The following is a 17,154-nucleotide window of genomic DNA, read 5'->3' on the forward strand; positions in this document are numbered from 1 at the left end:
ACGGGTCGGCATGACCCGCGACTTCAGGGCGTACCACCTTGCGCACCGCACCGCACCGCACCGGCCAGGACGACACGGTGTCGGTCACGCAGACCAGCGTCCGCAAGCACGGCACCCTGACCCTCCGCACGGCCCACGACGAGGTCATCACCCAGCCGTGGTGATCCCGGGCCACCGCTCGTCCCAGAGTGCGCAGTGGTGTTCGGCCCGCCCGTCCACCGCACGGATCCCGTCGGCGCCAGGAGCCAGCGACAGCACCCGCGCCGACGCGCCCAGCCGCGGCCACTGCGGGGCACCGGGCGCGGCAGGAACACCGGTCCGCGCGAACCCGGCCCAATAGCCGGTCATCCGGTCCGCGAGCCCCTGCTGCGCCGCGCTCAGCGGGGTGATCGTGAACAGGTAGGGCAGTTCGAAGCCGTGGGCCGCGCCGAACGGCAGCCCCGGCACCGGTGCCAGCCCCGTGAAGTTCGGCGCGTCACGGTCACTGAACCGGTAGCCGTACGTCGGCACGTGCCGCCGCAACGCCGCCCCGTCCCGCAGCGTCGGGCAGATGAACGACGCGTCGGTCAGCAGTGTCGCCCAGGCGACCGCCGGGGTCGGGTACGCCGACACCGGATAGGCGGCCTGCACCGCACGGGCCGTCTCCACGCCGAACGACCGCTCCGTCCGGGCCCGGTAGGCGGTCTCGTCGCCGATCGGGTACGCCGCCAGTGTCTGGGACAGGAAGAGGCGGATCTCGTCCCGGGTGGTTCCCTGCATCACCGGCACCCGGTGGAACCGTCCGGCCTCCAACGCCCTCCGCGGCTCCGTCGGCAGGCTGCTGTCCCCGTAGGACACCTGGGAGAACCGCTGCATCAGGTCGGCGGTCGCGAGAGTACGGGCGTCCAGCGCGCGCAGGCAGTCCAGCGCGCCGGAGGGCCGGCCGCAGCCGAGCCGGGCCGCCGCGAGGGCGCCCTCCTGCGCCGTGCGCCGCGCGGGCACGAAGGGCTCGTACGTGCCGAGGCCCGGCAGCAGCGCCGACGGCGGCGTCGTGGTCGAGCACGATCCGCTCTGCACGATCGCCCTGTGGAACAGCCCGGCGGAAGCGGGCGAGGTGAGGTGCGCGCAGACGCTCAGGGCCCCCGCCGACTCGCCGAAGACGGTGACGTTGCCAGGGTCCCCGCCGAACCGCTCCGCGTTCGTCCGCACCCAGCGCAACGCCGCCCGCTGGTCCGCCAGGGCGAAACCGGGGGCCCCGCCGAGCGCCGGATGGCCGAACAGGCCGAAGACGCCCAGCCGGTAGTTGGCCGTCACGACCACCGCATCACCCCGGACCGTCAGTCGGTCCGGCCGGTAGACGTCGCCGGAGCCGCTGAAGAAGCCGCCGCCGTGGAACCAGACCAGGACCGGTCGAGGACGAGGACGAGGATGAGGCCGTGGCCGCACACCGGCCGCCGGCGCCGCCGCACCCGTGGGGACGGTCACGTTGAGGTACAGGCAGTCCTCCGAGCCCAGCGGCCCGCCGCCCCCGAGCGCGGGCAGCTGCACACAGCGCGAGCCGGGCGCCCCGGCGTCCCGTACGCCCGCCCACCGGCGCGCCGGCTCCGGCAGCCGCCAGCGCCGCGGACCCGTCGGGGGAGCCGCGAAGGGGACGCCCTCGAACGTGCTGTACGCCCCGTGCGTCCGGCCGCGCACCGGACCGCGGTCGGTGTCCACGACCGGCCCCTCCGGACCGGCCGCGGCGCCCACCAGCAGAAGGACGACGGGCAGCAGGAGCGCGCACCGGCGCCGGACCCCTCGCATGTCGGGCACGGCCCTCGCCCTTCCCTCGGAGCCCGGCGGGGGACCCCCGTTTGCCCGCCCCGAATGGCGCAGTGGGCGGAAGTGGCACTCAATGTAACAAAGCGTGCGCTTCTCATGACGCACGATGACCGGCGCGCGATTGCGTAGACCCGCGCGTCGGCGAACGGAGCTTTCCATGAATGACCCCATCACTCTCGCGGCGACACCACACGAAGGCAGCCGCGGGACCCCCGACACCACCGCCCCGGCCACCCCCGACGCCCCGGACACGCGGGACACGCCGGACGACTCCGACGCGCAGACCACCCAGCGCATGCGGACCCTCCTGGAAACGGCGGCCACCTGCCGTCCGGTGGAGGAGGTCACCGCGCTGGTGAGCCTCCTCAAGGAGGACGGCCCCCTGCCCGACGCCGGACACGACGCGCTGCGTGCGGCCGCCGTGACCCGGCCGGTGCAGGACGTGCAACGGATGGTCACCCTGCTGGGCGAGGCCCCGCACGAGGTGGGCGAAGCGGACATCACGCTGCGCGCCGCCGCCGTCGGACGGTCCATCGAGGACGTCGCCCTGTTGGTGAACATCCTCGGCAAGGACGCCCCCGGCGAGCCGGAGCGGCAGCCCCGCCCCGGGCCCGCCGACGCCACCCGGGCGGGCGGGCCGACCGCCCGGGACGCAGAGCCGTCCCCTGGGCGGAGCGAGGAGCCGTACGGAGTCCCGTACCCGGCCCTGTACGAGGCGCCCCACCAGGTGCGGTCCCGGCGGCCCGCTCCGGCCCCGGCCGGTCAGGCGGCCCGCACCCCGGCGCTGCGGCACGTGCTGCGCTGGCCGGTGGTGATCGCCCTGCTGGTCAGCGGCGCCCTCCACCTGCCGCAGGAGCTGATAGCCCTGCCGCCCGCGAGCCCGCCCGGCCTCCTGCCCCTCCTGGTCACGGTGGTGTGCCTCGGCGTCGGTGCGCTGGTGGCGCTGCGCGACACCACGGCCGTGTGGCGGGCGGGCGCGGCCACGGCCCTGGGCGTTGTCGCCCTGCACGTGATCGGCGGCTCCCTCGCCTTCGACCCGCTGGCCGGCACCGTGGGCGGCTCCCAGGCCTGGGCCGGAGCCGCCGTCATGCTGAGCGCGGCGGCCGGCGCGGTCCTCGCGGGCCTGGCCCTGAGGAACCGCCAGGAGAACTCCGCCTGACGGGCGGCCGCAACCGCCGCAGCGGCACCCCGCGCCACCGTGCGCGGGGTGCCGCCGCGTTCGATCCTCCGCCTCAGGCGAGCAGGTTGACCGCCCCCGTGAACACGCGGGGCAGCCGGGCGGCCAGCGGGACGATCCGGGGCGCGAGGCGCGGCCGCCGGCGGGCCCAGAGCAGCGACTCGGTGAGCGCGCGGTAGCTGCGCGACAGGTCCCGCCAGGCCTGTTCGTAGGCCTGAGGCCGGCCCGCCCGTACGCAGCGCACCAGTTCACCCGCGGCCGTCACGGCCAGGGCGAGCCCCTCGCCGGTCAGGGCGTCGACGTATCCCGCGGCGTCCCCGACGAACAGCACCCGCCCCGAGACGCGTACGCGCGCGCCCTGGCGCAGGGGCCCGGCGCCGCGCACGGGTGTGTCGGCGAAACCGGCGAGCCGGGCCGCCAATCGCGGGAAGTGGGCGAGCTGTTCGTCGAAGGGCGCCTGGTCGGTGGTGAGGACCGCCACGCCGATCCGGTCGGGCGCCAGGGGGGTGACGTAGGCCTCGCACCGAGCCGACCAGTGCACTTCGACGAGGTCGCTCCACGGCTCGACGGCGTAGTGGCGGCGCAGCCCGTAGCGGGCCGGCCGGCGGGGAGTGGCGGGCGCCGACAGGCCGAGTCCGCGCCGGACGGGGGAGTGCAGGCCGTCCGCCGCGACGAGGTAGCGGGCGGTGAGCCCGGCCGCGGTGACGTGGTTGACGCCCTGGCGCACCTGGTCGACGCGTTGCGGCAGGACCCGTACGCCGAGCCGCGCGGCCCGTTCGGCGAGGGCGGCCTGGAGGTCCGTGCGGCGGGTGCCGAGGCCCGGCCCGGACCGGAAGAGCCCCTCCGCCTGCAGGCCGCTCGCGTCGTCGACGTAGCGGATGCCGCGGAACGGCTGCCCGGCCACAGACACGCCCAATGCCTCAAAGCGACGTACCGCTCCGGGCATCAGGCCCTCCCCGCAGGCCTTGTCGATGGGGGTGGGCCGCGGCTCCACGACCACGACCTCCAGGCCGGCGAGGGCGCCGTGGATGGCGGTCGCCAGTCCGGCGGGTCCGCCGCCCGCGATCAGCAGGTCGATCATGACGGGGCGCCCGCCGACGGGACGGAGGCGGGGGCGCGCAGCCGTCCGCCGTCCGTCAGGGCGGCGTCCTCGCAGCCGATCCGCACGCGCAGCAGCACCAGATTGAGCACGGTGAAGGCGAGGGCGGTCGCCCAGGCGGAGTGCACCAGCGGCAGCGCGGCTCCTTCAGCGACCACCGCCACGTAGTTGGGGTGGCGCAGCACCCGGTAGGGGCCCCGCTCCACCAGCGGCAGTCCGGGTACGACGAGCACCCGGGTGTTCCACCGCGGACCGAGGGAGGCGACGCACCACCAGCGAAGGCCCTGGGCCGCGACGACGACGGCGAGTGCCGGCCAGCCGAGCAGGGGGACGAACGGCCGGCCGGCCGCCAGCGGCTCGACCACGCAGCCCACCAGCAGCGCGGTGTGCAGGGCGACCATGGCCGGGTAGTGGCCGCGGCCGTACTCGCGGCCGCCGCGCGCCAGGCTCCAGGCGGTGTGGCGGCGGGCGGTGACCAGCTCGGCGAGCCGCTCGGCGGCGACGAGGCAGATGAGCAGCAGGTACAGGCTCAAGGAGGTCAAGGAGGTCAAGGAGGTCAGGGAGGTCAGGGAGGTCAAGGAGTGCATCGGGTTCTCCGGGGTCACCAGCGCAGGAGGACGAGTTCGGAGGCGAAGCCGGGGCCGAAGCCGAGCATCAGCCCGACGGACCCGGGCGGCGGTCCGGCGCCGCGGACGCCTTCGAGGATGTGCAGGACCGAGGCGGAGGAGAGGTTGCCCACGGCGGCCAGCGAGCGCCGGCTCGCCGCGAACGCCGACTCCGGCAGCGCCAGCGCGTCCGAGAGCGCGTCGAGGATTTTCGGGCCGCCGGGATGGCAGATCCAGGCGTCGACGTCCGCCGGTTTCAGGTCGTGGGCGGCCAGGAAGCTCTCCACCTCCTCGGCCACGTGCAGCCGCGCCAGGTCCGGGAGTTCACGGCCGAGCACCATGCGCATGCCCCAGTGGCCGATGTCCCAGCCCAGGAGGTGTTCCGTGCCCGGGTAGAGACGGCTGCGGGTGGCGACGACCTCGGGGCCGGTGCCCGTCGCGTACAGGGGGTGGTCGCGGCCCACGGCCACCAGGGCGGCCGCACCGTCGCCGAAGAGCGCGCCCGCCACCAGGTTCGCCATCGAGGAGTCGGTGCACTGAAGGGTGAGCGAACAGAGTTCGGTGGAGAGGAGGACGGCCGCGTGACCGGGCCGGCCGGCGAGCAGGTCGTGGAGATGGCCCACCCCGGCGGCTCCGGCGGCGCACCCGAGACCGAAGAGCGGCAGCCGCCGTACGTCGGGACGCAGCCCGGCTCGCGCGGCGAGTCGGGCCTCCAGCGAGGGTGTCGCGAGCCCGGTCACGGTGGTCGACATGACGAGATCGACCTCGGGGGCCGTCAGGCCGGCGTCGGAGAGGGCGAGTTCGAGCACCCGGCGCCCGAGTTCGAGGGCCGTCTCCACGAACAGGGCGTTCGTCGTGCCGAAGTCGTTCGCGGGCCCGTAGCGCTCCAGGGGGAGCGCGAGATGGCGGCTGTCCACGCGCACCGAGGCGTGGACCCGGCGCAGCAGGGCGGTGTCGGAGCCGGGAGGCAGGAAACGGGCGAGCGCCTCCGTGATCTCGGCCTGGGGATGGCGATGGGGCGGGAACACGCTGCGCACTGCCAGAACACGTGTCATTCAGTCACCATAGAAAACAACTGACACTTCGTTACGAATCACCCGATCCGGGCGCGGCGCCGCATAGCGTGTCGTCGTGCCCGTGCGAACCACACAGATCACCGGGAGCGGCGGCAGCGGCTCGGTCGCCCGCCCCGGACCTGCCCTGTCGGCCCTGTGGGGCCTGCCGGCGGCATGCCACCCGCTGCCCGCCGTGGCCGTGACCCTCTTCACCGCCGTCCTGGCGGTCGCGGCGGGGCACGGCCCGTCGGGAGTGGCCCTCGCCGCCGGGGCGGTGGCCGCCGGGCAGCTGTCGGTGGGCTGGTGCAACGACCGGGCCGACCTGCGGCGCGACCTGGCCACGGGCCGACGGGACAAGCCCCTGGCCGCCGGTACGGCGTCACCCGCCGCGGTGGCCTGGGCGGCGGCGGTGGCGCTGCTGGTCTGCGTGCCGCTGTCGCTGGCGGCCGGCACCCTCGCGGGCGCCGCGCATCTGGCCGGTGTGGCCGCCGCCTGGGGGTACAACCTGTGGCTGAAGGGCACGGCCGTCTCCTGGGCCCCGTACGCCCTGGCCTTCGGCCTGCTGCCCGCCTTCGTCACCCTCGGGCTGCCCGGTGCGCCCTGGCCGCCGCCGTGGCTGACGGCGGCCGCCGCCCTGCTCGGCGCGGGCGCCCACTTCGCGAACGTCCTGCCCGACATCGACGACGACCTGGCCACCGGCGTGGTGGGACTGCCCCAGCGGCTCGGCGCCCGGCGCTCGGCCGCCCTGGCCGGGCTGCTCGTCCTGGGCTCGGCCGCGGCCCTCGTGGCGGGACCACCGGGGCGGGTGACGGCGTACGGCTGGGCCCTGCTGGCCGCGACGGCCACGGCCCTGCTCCTGGCGTCCCGCAGTCCCGCGGGCAAGCTCCCGTTCCGCACGGTGATGGCGGTGGCCGGAGCCGATGTGGTCCTGCTGGTGGCCGAACTCCGCCCCTGAGCCGGCCGGGTTTCCACCTGTGGGTCCCGGGTGTCCACCCGTCGGCGTCCCTCGTTCCTCGTCCGCCACCGGACAGGGCGCCGGCGGGCCGACCAGGGGGAAGCCTGTCGCTCCTCAGGGCGCGTGCCGCGTGCGGGTCCAGGCCAGGAGGTCGTCCACCGGCCAGGTGTTGACGACGCGCTCCGTCGGAACACCGCATTCCACGGCCCGTTCGCAGCCGAGGACCTGCCAGTCCAACTGACCCGGGGCGTGCGCGTCCGTGTCGATCGCGAAGAAGGTACCGGCGGCCACGGCCAGCCGCAGCAGCCGCCGAGGCGGGTCCAGCCGTTCGGGCCGGCTGTTGATCTCCACGGCGGTACCGGCCTCCGCGCAGGCCGCGAACACCGCCTCCGCGTCGAACTGCGACTCCGGGCGGCCGCGCCCGGTGACCAGCCGCCCCGTGCAGTGCCCCAGGACGTCCATCAGCGGATTGCGCACGGCCGCCACCATCCGCCGGGTCATCGCGGGCGCGTCCATCCGCAGCTTCGAGTGGACCGAGCCGACGACGAGATCGAGCTGTTCCAGCAGCTCCGGCTCCTGGTCGAGCGCCCCGTCGTCCAGGATGTCGCACTCGATCCCGGTCAGCAGCCGGAAGGGCGCCCAGTCGGCGTTGAGCCCGGCCACCACGTCGAGCTGTTCGCGCAGCCGGTCCGCGGACAGGCCCCGCGCGACGGTCAGCCGGGGCGAGTGGTCGGTCAGCACCGCCCACTCGTGGCCCAGACCGGCCGCCGCCCGGCCCATCGCATCGATCGGGCTGCCGCCGTCCGACCAGTCCGAGTGCACGTGGCAGTCCCCGCGCAGCGCCGCCCGCAGCGCGGCGGCGGCGGGCGAGGCCGCAGGGCCCTCCGGCAGCGCTGCGGCCTCGTCCTCCAGGGCCTGCAGGTAGGACGGCACCCCGCCGGCGAGAGCCTCCTGCACGACCTTCGCCGTCTTGGGGCCGAGGCCCTTGACTGCTTCCAGGGAGCCGGCGGCGGCCCGCTCGGCCACCTCCTCCTCGCCCATGCGCGCGACGACGGCGGACGCAGTCCGGAAGGCCCGCACCCGGTAGGTCGGCGCCAGTGCGCGCTCCAGCAGGAACGCGATCCGGTCCAGCGCCGCAACCGGGTCCATCGGCCACCTCCTGCCGCACACGGGTCGGGTGGCCCCAGTGTCCGTCGCGGACGGCGGCTACGCCTCCTGGGCCTCCCGTGCCTCCTCCATGGGCACCGCGGCGTCCAGCGCGGCGGTGAGGCGGCTCAGCCGGGCCTGGAGGTCGACGATCTCGGCCAGGTCGAAACCGGTGGCCGCCGCGATCCGCCGCGGCACCTCCACCGCGCGGGCGCGCAGCGCCGCGCCCTCCTCGGTCAGGCGGGCGCGCACGGAGCGCTCGTCCTCGGCGCTGCGCTCGCGGCGGACCAGTCCGGCCGCCTCCAGCCGCTTGAGCAGGGGCGACAGGGTGCCCGAGTCCAGCCGCAGGTGTCGGCCGATCTCCTTGACCGGCATCTCGCCGTGCTCCCACAGCACCAGCATCACCAGGTACTGCGGGTAGGTGAGCCCCAGGTCCTTGAGGACCACACGGTAGAGGCCGCCGAAGGCGCGGCTCGCGGCGTTCAGCGCGAAGCAGATCTGGCCGTCGAGGCGCAGGAAGTCCTGGTCGGCGTGGGTCGCGGTGGGCTGCTCGGTCATGTGGGCCAGTGTACCCGGGCAGGACGTGCGAGGCATTGAATTGTGCACAACTGAATTGTGTGCTCTACTAATGGAGCGCGGTCGGGAACACCGGCCGCCGCCACGGTTCATTTCTGCGAGAGGAACTCTCATGGACGCGCTCTACACCGCTGTCGCCACCGCCAACGGCCGCGAGGGCCGCACCGTCAGCTCCGACGGCCAGATCGACCTCGCCCTGGCCATGCCCCCGGCGCTGGGCGGCAACGGGCAGGGCACCAACCCCGAGCAGCTCTTCGCCGCCGGCTACGCCGCCTGCTTCGCCAGCGCGCTCGGCCTGGTCGGCCGCCAGGCCAAGGCGGACACCAGCGAGGTCTCGGTCACGGCTGAGGTCTCCATCGGCAAGGACGGCGCCGGTTTCGGCCTCGGCGTCACCCTGCGCGTCGAGCTCCCGGACTCCCTGGCCGGCGAGACGGGCGCCCTCCTGGTGAAGCAGGCCCACGAGGTCTGCCCGTACTCCCGCGCCACCCGCGGCAACATCGACGTCGACCTCGTCGTCGAGTAACCAGGGACGCACATCCACGAGAAGCCACGAAGAGCGCACGAAGAGCGCACGGAGATGCCGGACGCCCGGCGGACGGCCACCATGGAGTCAGACCGGTTCCGACGGGGGCCGCACGCCGGGAGACGCCAGTGGGGCACAGCAACACGACGGACGTACTGGTCGCAGGCGCCGGCCCCATCGGGCTGACCGCCGCCGCCGAGCTGCGCAGGCGCGGCGTCTCCTGCCGGATCGTCGACCGGCTTCCCGCACCGCTGCCGTTCGCCAAGGCCGTGGGCATCCAGCCGCGCACCCTGGAGATCTGGGACCGCATGGGGATGGTCCGCGCCGTCATGGACGCGGCCGTCCCCCTGCGCGGACAGCTCACCTACGTCAACGGCGCCGAGCAGCCCCGGATCGACCTCGTCCTCCCGCCCGAAGTGCCCTACCGCTTCGCGGCGCTGCCGCAGTACGAGACCGAGCGCATCCTCGGCGAACACCTGGGCCGCTGGGGGACCGCCGTCGAACGCGGCACCGAACTGGTGTCCTTCCGCCAGGACGCCGACGGCGTCACCAGCCGGCTGGACACCCCCTCCGGCGCCGAGGAGCTGCGCACCCGGTACCTCGTGGGCTGCGACGGCGCGCACAGCATCGTCCGCAAGGGACTCGGGCTCTCCTTCGAGGGAGGCGCCTTCCCCGAGGAGTACATGCTCGCCGACGTCGCGGTCGACTGGGACCTGCCGTACGGGTACTCCCTGCGCGCCATGCACCTCGACGGCGCAGGCGCCGTCGACGACGTCCTCGTGTGCATCCCGCTGCCGGGCCGCGGCCGTTACCGGATGTCCATGAAAGTGCCCCCCGAACTGTCCACCGCCCAGCAGGCCGCGGCCGCCGCGGACGGCGTCGCCCACGGCCTCCAGAGCGGCCGGGCCCCGCAACTCGCCGACATCCAGGCCGTCCTGGACCGGCTCTCGCCGACCCCCACCACCGCCTCGGACATCCGCTGGTCATCGATCTTCCGCATCAGCCACCGGATCGTCGACCGGTACGGCCACGGCCGGGTCTTCATCGCCGGAGACGCCGCGCACATCCACCCGCCGACCGGCGCCCAGGGCATGAACACCGGCATCCAGGACGCCTGGAACCTGGCATGGAAGCTCGCCCTGGCCGTCGAGGGCGCCGCCCACCCCGGCCTCCTGCCCAGCTACGACACCGAACGCCGGCCGGTCGGCGAGGAGGTCGTCGGCCGCACCGTGCGCCACGCCTCCGCCCAGGGCGTCCAGTCCGACCCCGAGGACTCCGAAACCCTGATGCTGCGCGAGGCCCAACTGCTCGTCGGCTACCGCGGAAGCCCCGTCGTCGACCCGCCCGGCGAAGGACCCGGACCCCGCCCCGGAGACCGGGCCCCGGACTGCGGCGGCCTCACCTCGCCCATCGCCGCCGTCCCGCTGCGCCTCGCCGACCTCTGGCGCGAGCGCGAACACGTCCTGCTGCTCTACGGGACCGGCCTCGACGAACTCGCCCGCACGGCCCGGGAATCCTCCGGCGGCCGCGTCGTGACGTGCGTCGTCCTGCCGGCCGACTCCCCGGCGGGCCCGGCCGTACTACCGGCCTACCACGACACCGGCGGCGAGTTCGCCCGTGTCTACGCGGCCGAACAGCCGACCGCCTTCCTCGTCCGCCCGGACGGCTACCTCGGCGCCAGGCTCTCCCCACCGACCCCGCAGCGACTGGCCGCACACCTCGCGACCGTCTTCGCCCCCAACGCCCGGCCCTGACCGCTCGGGCCCTGACCGCTCGGGCCCCGGCCGGGTCCCGTCCCGGTCAGGCCTGCGCCCCGCCGCGCGCGGCCTCCCGGCGCTGCCGTTCGCCCGGCGGAGCCAGGGTCAGGTCCCGGCCTGCGACCGCAACTGCTCGAAGCCGTAACCGCGTTCCATCGGATATGCGCCGGCCCGCCCTGCCCCTGTTTTGGATTGCCGGACGATCCTCAATACGATCCGGCGATGATCACAAGAAAACGGCTCGCGGCCCGGGCCTGCGGCCTGTTCGCCGCACTGGCCGTCGGCCTCCTCCCGGCGAGCGCCACAGCCGCCGACGGACCGACGGCGAAGGAACCCCCCAAGGTCGACCTCGTCCTCGACGTCAGCGGCTCCATGCGGGCCAACGACATCGACGGCCAGTCCAGGATGGCCGCCGCGAAGCAGGCTTTCAACGAGGTCATCGACGCCGTACCCGCCGAAGTCCGCCTCGGCATACGGACCCTGGGCGCCGACTACGCCGGTGACGACCGCAACCTCGGCTGCAAGGACACCAAGCAGCTCTACAAGGTGGGGCCCCTCGACCGGACCGAGGCCAAGACCGCCGTCGCCACCCTCGCCCCGACCGGCTGGACCCCCATCGGCCCGGCCCTGCTCGGCGCGGCCCAGGACCTGGAGGGCGGCAACGCCACCAAGCGGATCGTGCTCATCACCGACGGCGAGGACACCTGCGCCCCGCTCGACCCGTGCGAAGTCGCCCGCGACATCGCCGCCAAGGGCATCCACCTGGTCATCGACACCCTCGGGCTCGTTCCGGACGCCAAGACCCGGGCCCAGCTGACCTGCATCGCCGAGGCCACCGGCGGTACGTACACCTCCGTGCAGCACAAGGCCGAACTCTCCGGCAGGGTCCGCCAACTCGTCGACCGGGCGGCAGACCCGGTCGTCAACCCGGTGGCGACCGAAGGCGCGAAGCAGTGTGAGGGCGCCCCGCAGCTGAAGGCCGGCCTCTACAGCGACCGCGAGACCTTCGGCGAGCACCGCTGGTACCGGGTGGACGTCCTTCCCGGCCAGGAGCTCCGCGCCTCGGTGAGCATCGGCGCCGACCGCGCCGTCAACAACGACTACGGCGTCCTGCTGCGTGCCACGACCGTCCACGGACGGGAGATCGTACGCGGCTCGGAGGCGGGCGACGGCCGTACCGACGTGCTCTCCACCGGCCTGCGCTACCCCAAGGCCGAGACCGACGACGACGCGGATTCCGACGCGAAGCCCGCGGCGGAGACCGTCTGCCTCCAGGTCAGCAACTCCTTCTCCGCTCCCGCGTCCGTCAAGACCACCCCCGGCATGCCCGTCGAGCTGACCATCGACCTGGTGGACGGTCCCGACAGTGCCTCCGACGCCGCCGCCTTCGGCCTCGGGCGCGGCTGGTGGACGCTGGCCGTGCTGGTGCTGGCCGGACTGCTGGCCGGTCTGGTGTGGGGATGGATCTCGCGCTGGCGTATCTCCGTCTGGAGGACCAACTGATGCGTACCGTACGCACACTGACCGCGGGGCTGCTCGCGGCGGCGGCGGCCCTCGCGGTGGCCGGTACGGCCGCGGGTGCGGCCGTCGCGGACACCCCGTCGCCGAGCGCCACCACCGGCAAGGGCGGGGCCGGAGCCGAGTCCGCCCCGACCGAGGCGGGCACGAGCTTCCGTACCGCCACGCCGTTCCGGCCCGGCCAGAAGGCCACCGCCGGCGCCTCCAGCGGCGACTACCTGTACTGGGTGCTCCCGGTCGACGCGCAGCAGCGCGTCACCGTCAAGGCTGCCGTCACCCTGCCCGAGTCCACGGCCCGGCACGGCGCCTCGACCTGGCAGCTGGACGTGTACGACGGCCTGCGCCGCCGCCAGGCCTGCACGTACGGCACGCAGACCCGGGCAGCCGCCAAGGAGGCCGCCACGGTCGAACTGTCCTGCACCCTGCGCACGGTCCGCGCCGGCGCGGAGCCGTGGGCCAACGACCCGCTGCCCGGCAGCTACTACGTCCGCCTGACGGTCGTGGACCTGCCCGACGAGGACCTGGGGCTGCCGGTGCGCGCGGCCGTCGAAGCCGACGTGCCGGAGGCCGGAGGCGCCTACGCGGTGGACGGAGCCCTCGCCGAGCCGCTGGTCGCCGGCACCGTGACCGGCTCCCTGCGTGAGCCCGAGGACGGCTGGTCCGGCGGCTGGTGGTCGGACCGCTGGGTCTGGACCGCGGCCGGCGGAGTGCTCGGCGCCCTCGCGGGGATCTTCGGGTACTCCCTGACGCGCGGCACGGGCCGCCCGTCCCGGGTGCCGCCCGGCGCCTGACCCGGTGCACCCGGCCGGGCAGGGCGGCCACGGCACAAGCCGCGGCCGCCCTGCCCGCGGCCGCGGCGCCGGACGCGTCCGGCGGCGGCGCTGGGCCATGTGAGGACGGGCCCTCAAGCCTTCCCGGGCCCCGTCCGAAGGAGAGGGAGGCCGCGACCGGACACGGGCGAGGACGCGGCCGTCTCCTGACGACCGCCGACCTACCGGGGAGTACCTCCATGCGCCTGTTCGCACGTCTGACCGCCGCGGCCCTGATCGCGGCGGCCCCCGCACTCGCCGGCGCCGCGGCCGCGGCCGCCCCGGAACCCGTGCGGGCTCCGCTCCTCGTGTCCGTCGCCGCCGTCCCCGGCAAGTACATCGTCAGCCTCGACGAGGACGTGGACGCCACCGGGCTCGCCGAACGGCTTGGACTGGAGCCCACCTTCGTGTACGAGTCCGCGATGAACGGCTTCGCGGTACCGCTGAGCCCGCGACAGCTCGACGCCGTCCGCACCACCCCCGGCGTCCGCTCGGTGGAGGCGGACGCGGAGGTCTCCGCCCCGCCCACCCCGGCCGGTCCAGCGGCCCTGCCCGCCGCCCGGGTGCCCGCCCCGACCTGGGGCCTGGACCGCGTCGACCAGCGGACCCTCCCGCTCGACGGCGACTTCACCGCGGCGGGTGACGGCGCCGGGGTGACCGCGTACATCCTGGACACCGGGATCGACTACGAGCACGCCGAGTTCGAGGGCCGCGCCGAGCCCGGATTCGACGCCGTCGGGGACGGCGGCGACGGCCGGGACTGCGAGGGCCACGGCACGCACGTCGCGGGCACCGTCGGCGGCCGGACGTACGGCGTCGCCCGCGCCGTACGCCTGGTCAGCGTCCGCGTCCTCGGCTGCGACGGGCGCGGGGAGTACTCGGCGGTCGTCGCCGGGCTGGACTGGGTGGCGGAGAACGCCAGGCAGCCGGCCGTCCTCAACGTCTCCCTGGGCGGGAGCCGCTCCGACGCCGTGAACAGGGCCGCGACCGCCGTGACCGCGTCGGGCACCCTGCCGGTCGTCGCCGCGGGCAACTCCTCGGCCGACGCCTGCACGGTTTCTCCGGCCTCGGCCGACCGGGTGGTGACGGTGGCCGCGAGCAACCAGGCCGACGAGCAGTCCGGCTTCTCCAACCGGGGCGAGTGCGTCGAGATCCACGCCCCTGGCGAGCAGATCGACTCGGCGCTGCTCGGCGGCGGCAGTGTCGCCCTGGACGGAACCTCCATGGCCGCCCCGCACGTCACCGGAACGGCCGCCCTCTACAAGGCCGCGCACCCGGCGGCCACGCCCGAGGAGGTCGCCGGCCGGCTCCTTGAGGAGTCCACCAAGGACCTCCTGACGGCAACCGGCACCGGCACCCCCAACCGCCTGCTGTTCACGGACGGCATCTGACGGACCTTCCACAGGACACAGCACTAGGGTCTGTATCGAGTTGCTCCACGGGGCAACTCGATACAGACCCTAGCCGAGACGGGTGATCCTGGTGCCGAACGAGGGTTCGGCCAGGGCCCCCTGGACGGCCACCGGGACGCTCTTGGCCCCCTCGCCCTCACCGGCCGTCAGCACGGCGACCTCCGTGCCGGCCTTCGCGGTGCGCGGCAGCGGCGACGCGCCGGCCGTCAGGGACAGCTTGAAGCGCTGCCCGGGCACGCTGATCACGTTCAGGTCCTTGACGGCCACGAGCGGAGTACGGCCGCCGAGTCCGTCGTCCACGTAGCCGACCGTGTCGCCCTTGCGGACGAGCGGGGTGGACGCGAGGCCCGTCCGTACCGACTCGATGATCTTCTTGCTGTTCGTCTTCACCAGGGCCAGGCTCTGGAGGGCGTCCTTGTCGGGAGCGGGAGCGCGCTGCTCCATCAACGAGCCGACGATCAGCCGGGTCTCGTCACCGACCGTCTTGTACGCCGCCCACACGAAGGTCCCGCCGGCGGGCGTACTGGAGCCGGTCTTGATGCCGCGGATGCTCAGGTTCGAGTCCGTGAGCAGGTGGTTGTTGTTGACGAGCTTCTCGCCCAGGCCCTTGATCGGGGCCTCGGGGAGAGCGACGATCGCGCGGAACGCCTCGTCCTTCATCACCGCCTCGGCGAGCTTCAGCTGGTCGGCGGCGGTGCTGACCGTGCCCGCGTCGAGCCCGCTCGGATCGGTGTAGGTGGTGTCCTTCATCCCGAGTTCCCTGGCGGCGGCGTTCATCTTCTCCACGAACGCGGCCTCGGAATCGGTGCCCGTGTCCCAGCGCGCCAGCAGGCGGGCGATGTTGTTGCCCGAGGGGATCATGAGCATCTTCAGCATGTCCTGCTGGCTGAACTTCGAGCCGGCGGTGAGGCCCGTGATCCGGGACTCGTGCTCGGAGTTGCCGTCCGCCACGGTCTTCGCGTCGACCGTGATGTCCGGGCCGGGCTCGGTCTTGCGCAGGGGGTGGTTCTTGAGGATCACGTAGGCCGTCATCACCTTGGCGACGCTGGCCGTCGGGACGGGCTTCTGCTCACCGAAGGTGCCGATGTCGCCGGAGCCGACGACACGGACGGCGCCCTGTCCCTTGCCGGGCCACGGTATGGAGAACTGCCCGTCGACGGTGTGCTCGGTCTCGGCGGCGACGAGCCGGGGGTCGGGGAGGGGCCGCAGCATCTGGCCGCCGATGCAGGCGCCGGCGAGCAGCAGCAGGACCGGCGTCCACACCTTGACGCGGCGCAGCGCGGTGCGGCGCGGGGTCTGCGGCGGGGCGGGGGTGTTGGTGAGGTCGGCGAGCAGGTCCAGCGGGGGGAGGGGCTGCGGGGTCGCCTGCGGCTGCGGCTGCGGGCGGGCCGGGACGGGCGGCGGGACGTCGAGGTCCCTGAGCGCGACGAACTGGCTCGTCCGCTCGGAGTCCGTGTCCTGTGCCCGAGCCCACCCGGGCACCCGCGGTCCGTCGCCGTCCTTGCGGGCGGTGTCCCCGGCGGCGGAGCGGCCGGCCTCGGGCTCGGCCCCGTCCGCCTTCGGCAGGGGCCGGACGGCCTGGTGCGCAGCGGGGCGCTTCTCGGCTTTGCCGTCGGTGTCCTTGTCGTTCTTCTCCTCGGCCCGGCCGCCCGGCTGACCGGCGCGCGCGCCGTCCTTTCCGTCGGCCTTGGAACCGGAAGGCTCGGGCTTGGGCCGGGTGAGCGTGAGCGTTCCGTCGGCCTCCGCCTCCGCCTCCGCTTCGCCTTCTGTGCGGCTCGTCCCGCTCTCGGCTCCGTCCTTCGGCCCGGCAGCCTTGGGCCTGGCGGTGGCACGCGGGGGCATCGTGAGCACGCGCGTGACGTCGTCCCCCTCCGGGGCTTCGCCGTCCGCGTCCGCGTCCCTCGGGGCGTCGGCCTCGGCGGTGGGGGCTGCAGCCCCCTTCGGGGCCTTGGCGACCGCGGTCGGGCCCTCGGCCTCCTCGGCGTCGTCGTCGGGAGCGGCGGTGGTGGCCCGCGCGGGCATCTTGAGCACGCGCGTGGCGTCGGAAGCCTCCGGCGCATCGTCTTCCGTGTCGGTGCCGCCGGGCGCGTCGGCTTCGGACGTGGCGGTGGGGCTTCCCGGGCCGGTCGGGGCTGCCGCGCGGGCGTCGTGGGGGGCCACGGTGGAACGCGCGGGCATCTTGAGTACGCGCGTGGCGTCGGCTTCCTTCGGTGCCGCGTCCTCGTCCTCGTCCGTGTTCGTGCCGTCGGGGGCGTCGGTCGTGGACTCGGCCTCGGGCGCCTTGGCGCCCACGGATCCGGCATCGGATTCCTCGGCGTGCCGTGCCGCCGTGTCGCCGCCCTCGGCTGAGGTGTCGGTCCCCTCGTCGCAGACAGCACCGGCCTCGGGCTCGCCCCCGTCGGCCGCCTCGGTGCCGGCTGACGACGGTGACTCCGAAGCACCGCTCGCGGGTTCGGGCACCTGACCGGCCTCGGGCCCGGCCTCGGGCTCCGGCTTCTCGCCCGGCCCGGCCTTGCCCTCGGTGTCCGGGTCCGTGGACGTGTCATCAGGGTCCGCCCCCGCGACGGTGGTTCCCTCGATCTTCGGGTCCTCCGAGGAACCGCCCGCCACCGTTACCGCCTTCATCCCAGCCCCGCCTTGCCGCTCACACTGTTCAGATACCGTTCGGCGGCGCCCCGGGAGGGCTCCGCCGCACTGCTAGATGCGGGCCGTGCACCACGCG

General features: G+C 74.5%; 15 protein-coding genes. 8 read left to right on the forward strand and 7 right to left on the reverse strand.

What is annotated here, in order from left to right:
* The first annotated feature begins 38 nt into the window (after positions 1-38).
* The gene (locus ACFWFZ_RS29050) at positions 39-164 is read left to right on the forward strand and encodes a hypothetical protein (RefSeq protein WP_387125965.1); all 126 of its coding nucleotides are present in this window, start codon (positions 39-41) and stop codon (positions 162-164) included.
* On the opposite strand, the gene ACFWFZ_RS29055 is transcribed toward ACFWFZ_RS29050, so the two are convergent.
* On the reverse strand, positions 148-1,782 hold the full coding sequence (locus ACFWFZ_RS29055) for a carboxylesterase/lipase family protein (RefSeq protein ID WP_387126028.1): 1,635 nt from the start codon (positions 1,780-1,782) through the stop codon (positions 148-150). The two genes, ACFWFZ_RS29050 and ACFWFZ_RS29055, sit on opposite strands and share 17 nt — an antisense overlap.
* Positions 1,783-1,957: 175 nt before the next feature.
* Between ACFWFZ_RS29055 and ACFWFZ_RS29060 the strand changes: the two genes are divergently transcribed.
* A complete protein-coding gene (locus ACFWFZ_RS29060) occupies positions 1,958-2,959 on the forward strand; it encodes a hypothetical protein (protein ID WP_387125967.1) in 1,002 nt (333 codons plus the stop codon).
* A gap of 73 nt (positions 2,960-3,032) precedes the next feature.
* Here the strand turns inward: ACFWFZ_RS29060 and ACFWFZ_RS29065 are convergent, their stop codons facing one another.
* From ACFWFZ_RS29065 to ACFWFZ_RS29075, 3 genes are all read right to left on the reverse strand, one after another.
* A complete protein-coding gene (locus ACFWFZ_RS29065; RefSeq protein ID WP_387125969.1) occupies positions 3,033-4,058 on the reverse strand; it encodes an NAD(P)/FAD-dependent oxidoreductase in 1,026 nt (341 codons plus the stop codon).
* Positions 4,055-4,609, reverse strand: coding sequence for an isoprenylcysteine carboxyl methyltransferase family protein (locus ACFWFZ_RS29070; protein ID WP_387126030.1), 555 nt, complete (start codon positions 4,607-4,609; stop codon positions 4,055-4,057). The genes ACFWFZ_RS29065 and ACFWFZ_RS29070 overlap by 4 nt, the downstream gene beginning before the upstream one ends.
* Before the next feature lie 68 nt (positions 4,610-4,677).
* Entirely contained in the window at positions 4,678-5,736 is a 1,059-nt protein-coding gene (locus tag ACFWFZ_RS29075) for a type III polyketide synthase (RefSeq protein ID WP_387125971.1), read from the reverse strand.
* Between the two features lie 76 nt (positions 5,737-5,812).
* On the opposite strand from ACFWFZ_RS29075, the gene ACFWFZ_RS29080 reads away from it, so the two are divergent.
* The gene (locus ACFWFZ_RS29080; protein WP_387125973.1) at positions 5,813-6,691 is read left to right on the forward strand and encodes a UbiA family prenyltransferase; all 879 of its coding nucleotides are present in this window, start codon (positions 5,813-5,815) and stop codon (positions 6,689-6,691) included.
* A gap of 114 nt (positions 6,692-6,805) precedes the next feature.
* Here the strand turns inward: ACFWFZ_RS29080 and ACFWFZ_RS29085 are convergent, their stop codons facing one another.
* Positions 6,806-7,840 (reverse strand): PHP domain-containing protein, encoded by a 1,035-nt coding sequence (locus ACFWFZ_RS29085; RefSeq protein ID WP_387125975.1) that lies wholly within the window; start codon positions 7,838-7,840, stop codon positions 6,806-6,808.
* A 57-nt stretch (positions 7,841-7,897) separates the two neighbouring features.
* Positions 7,898-8,395, reverse strand: a complete 498-nt coding sequence (locus tag ACFWFZ_RS29090) for a MarR family winged helix-turn-helix transcriptional regulator (RefSeq protein WP_387125977.1) — start codon at positions 8,393-8,395, stop codon at positions 7,898-7,900.
* Between the two features lie 130 nt (positions 8,396-8,525).
* Between ACFWFZ_RS29090 and ACFWFZ_RS29095 the strand changes: the two genes are divergently transcribed.
* The 5 genes from ACFWFZ_RS29095 to ACFWFZ_RS29115 all read left to right on the forward strand — a co-directional run bounded on the left by ACFWFZ_RS29095 (position 8,526) and on the right by ACFWFZ_RS29115 (position 14,411).
* Complete coding sequence (locus ACFWFZ_RS29095; RefSeq protein WP_030819911.1) at positions 8,526-8,936, forward strand: organic hydroperoxide resistance protein; 411 nt, start codon at positions 8,526-8,528, stop codon at positions 8,934-8,936.
* 128 nt (positions 8,937-9,064) lie between these two features.
* Positions 9,065-10,690 carry an FAD-dependent monooxygenase gene (locus tag ACFWFZ_RS29100; protein WP_387125979.1) on the forward strand — a complete coding sequence of 542 codons (1,626 nt, stop codon included), beginning with the start codon at positions 9,065-9,067 and terminating at the stop codon, positions 10,688-10,690.
* 225 nt (positions 10,691-10,915) lie between these two features.
* Entirely contained in the window at positions 10,916-12,196 is a 1,281-nt protein-coding gene (locus tag ACFWFZ_RS29105; RefSeq protein ID WP_387125981.1) for a VWA domain-containing protein, read from the forward strand.
* On the forward strand, positions 12,196-13,002 hold the full coding sequence (locus tag ACFWFZ_RS29110) for a hypothetical protein (protein ID WP_387125984.1): 807 nt from the start codon (positions 12,196-12,198) through the stop codon (positions 13,000-13,002). Before ACFWFZ_RS29105 ends, ACFWFZ_RS29110 begins: the two co-directional genes overlap by 1 nt.
* Before the next feature lie 218 nt (positions 13,003-13,220).
* Complete coding sequence (locus ACFWFZ_RS29115; RefSeq protein WP_387125986.1) at positions 13,221-14,411, forward strand: S8 family peptidase; 1,191 nt, start codon at positions 13,221-13,223, stop codon at positions 14,409-14,411.
* A gap of 69 nt (positions 14,412-14,480) precedes the next feature.
* Here the strand turns inward: ACFWFZ_RS29115 and ACFWFZ_RS29120 are convergent, their stop codons facing one another.
* Positions 14,481-17,057, reverse strand: a complete 2,577-nt coding sequence (locus ACFWFZ_RS29120; protein WP_387125988.1) for a serine hydrolase — start codon at positions 17,055-17,057, stop codon at positions 14,481-14,483.
* Positions 17,058-17,154 lie beyond the last annotated feature (97 nt).

This window comes from Streptomyces sp. NPDC060232 (assembly GCF_042726555.1).
Taxonomy (GTDB): domain Bacteria; phylum Actinomycetota; class Actinomycetes; order Streptomycetales; family Streptomycetaceae; genus Streptomyces.

Bases quoted from the DNA above. Each gene is read 5' to 3' on its own strand.
- ACFWFZ_RS29055 (WP_387126028.1), bottom strand. From the start codon at position 1,782: ATGCGAGGGGTCCGGCGCCGGTGCGCGCTCCTGCTGCCCGTCGTCCTT.
- ACFWFZ_RS29060 (WP_387125967.1), top strand. From the start codon at position 1,958: ATGAATGACCCCATCACTCTCGCGGCGACACCACACGAAGGCAGCCGC.
- ACFWFZ_RS29065 (WP_387125969.1), bottom strand. From the start codon at position 4,058: ATGATCGACCTGCTGATCGCGGGCGGCGGACCCGCCGGACTGGCGACC.
- ACFWFZ_RS29075 (WP_387125971.1), bottom strand. From the start codon at position 5,736: ATGACACGTGTTCTGGCAGTGCGCAGCGTGTTCCCGCCCCATCGCCAT.
- ACFWFZ_RS29085 (WP_387125975.1), bottom strand. From the start codon at position 7,840: ATGGACCCGGTTGCGGCGCTGGACCGGATCGCGTTCCTGCTGGAGCGC.
- ACFWFZ_RS29090 (WP_387125977.1), bottom strand. From the start codon at position 8,395: ATGACCGAGCAGCCCACCGCGACCCACGCCGACCAGGACTTCCTGCGC.
- ACFWFZ_RS29095 (WP_030819911.1), top strand. From the start codon at position 8,526: ATGGACGCGCTCTACACCGCTGTCGCCACCGCCAACGGCCGCGAGGGC.
- ACFWFZ_RS29105 (WP_387125981.1), top strand. From the start codon at position 10,916: ATGATCACAAGAAAACGGCTCGCGGCCCGGGCCTGCGGCCTGTTCGCC.
- ACFWFZ_RS29110 (WP_387125984.1), top strand. From the start codon at position 12,196: ATGCGTACCGTACGCACACTGACCGCGGGGCTGCTCGCGGCGGCGGCG.
- ACFWFZ_RS29115 (WP_387125986.1), top strand. From the start codon at position 13,221: ATGCGCCTGTTCGCACGTCTGACCGCCGCGGCCCTGATCGCGGCGGCC.
- ACFWFZ_RS29120 (WP_387125988.1), bottom strand. From the start codon at position 17,057: ATGAAGGCGGTAACGGTGGCGGGCGGTTCCTCGGAGGACCCGAAGATC.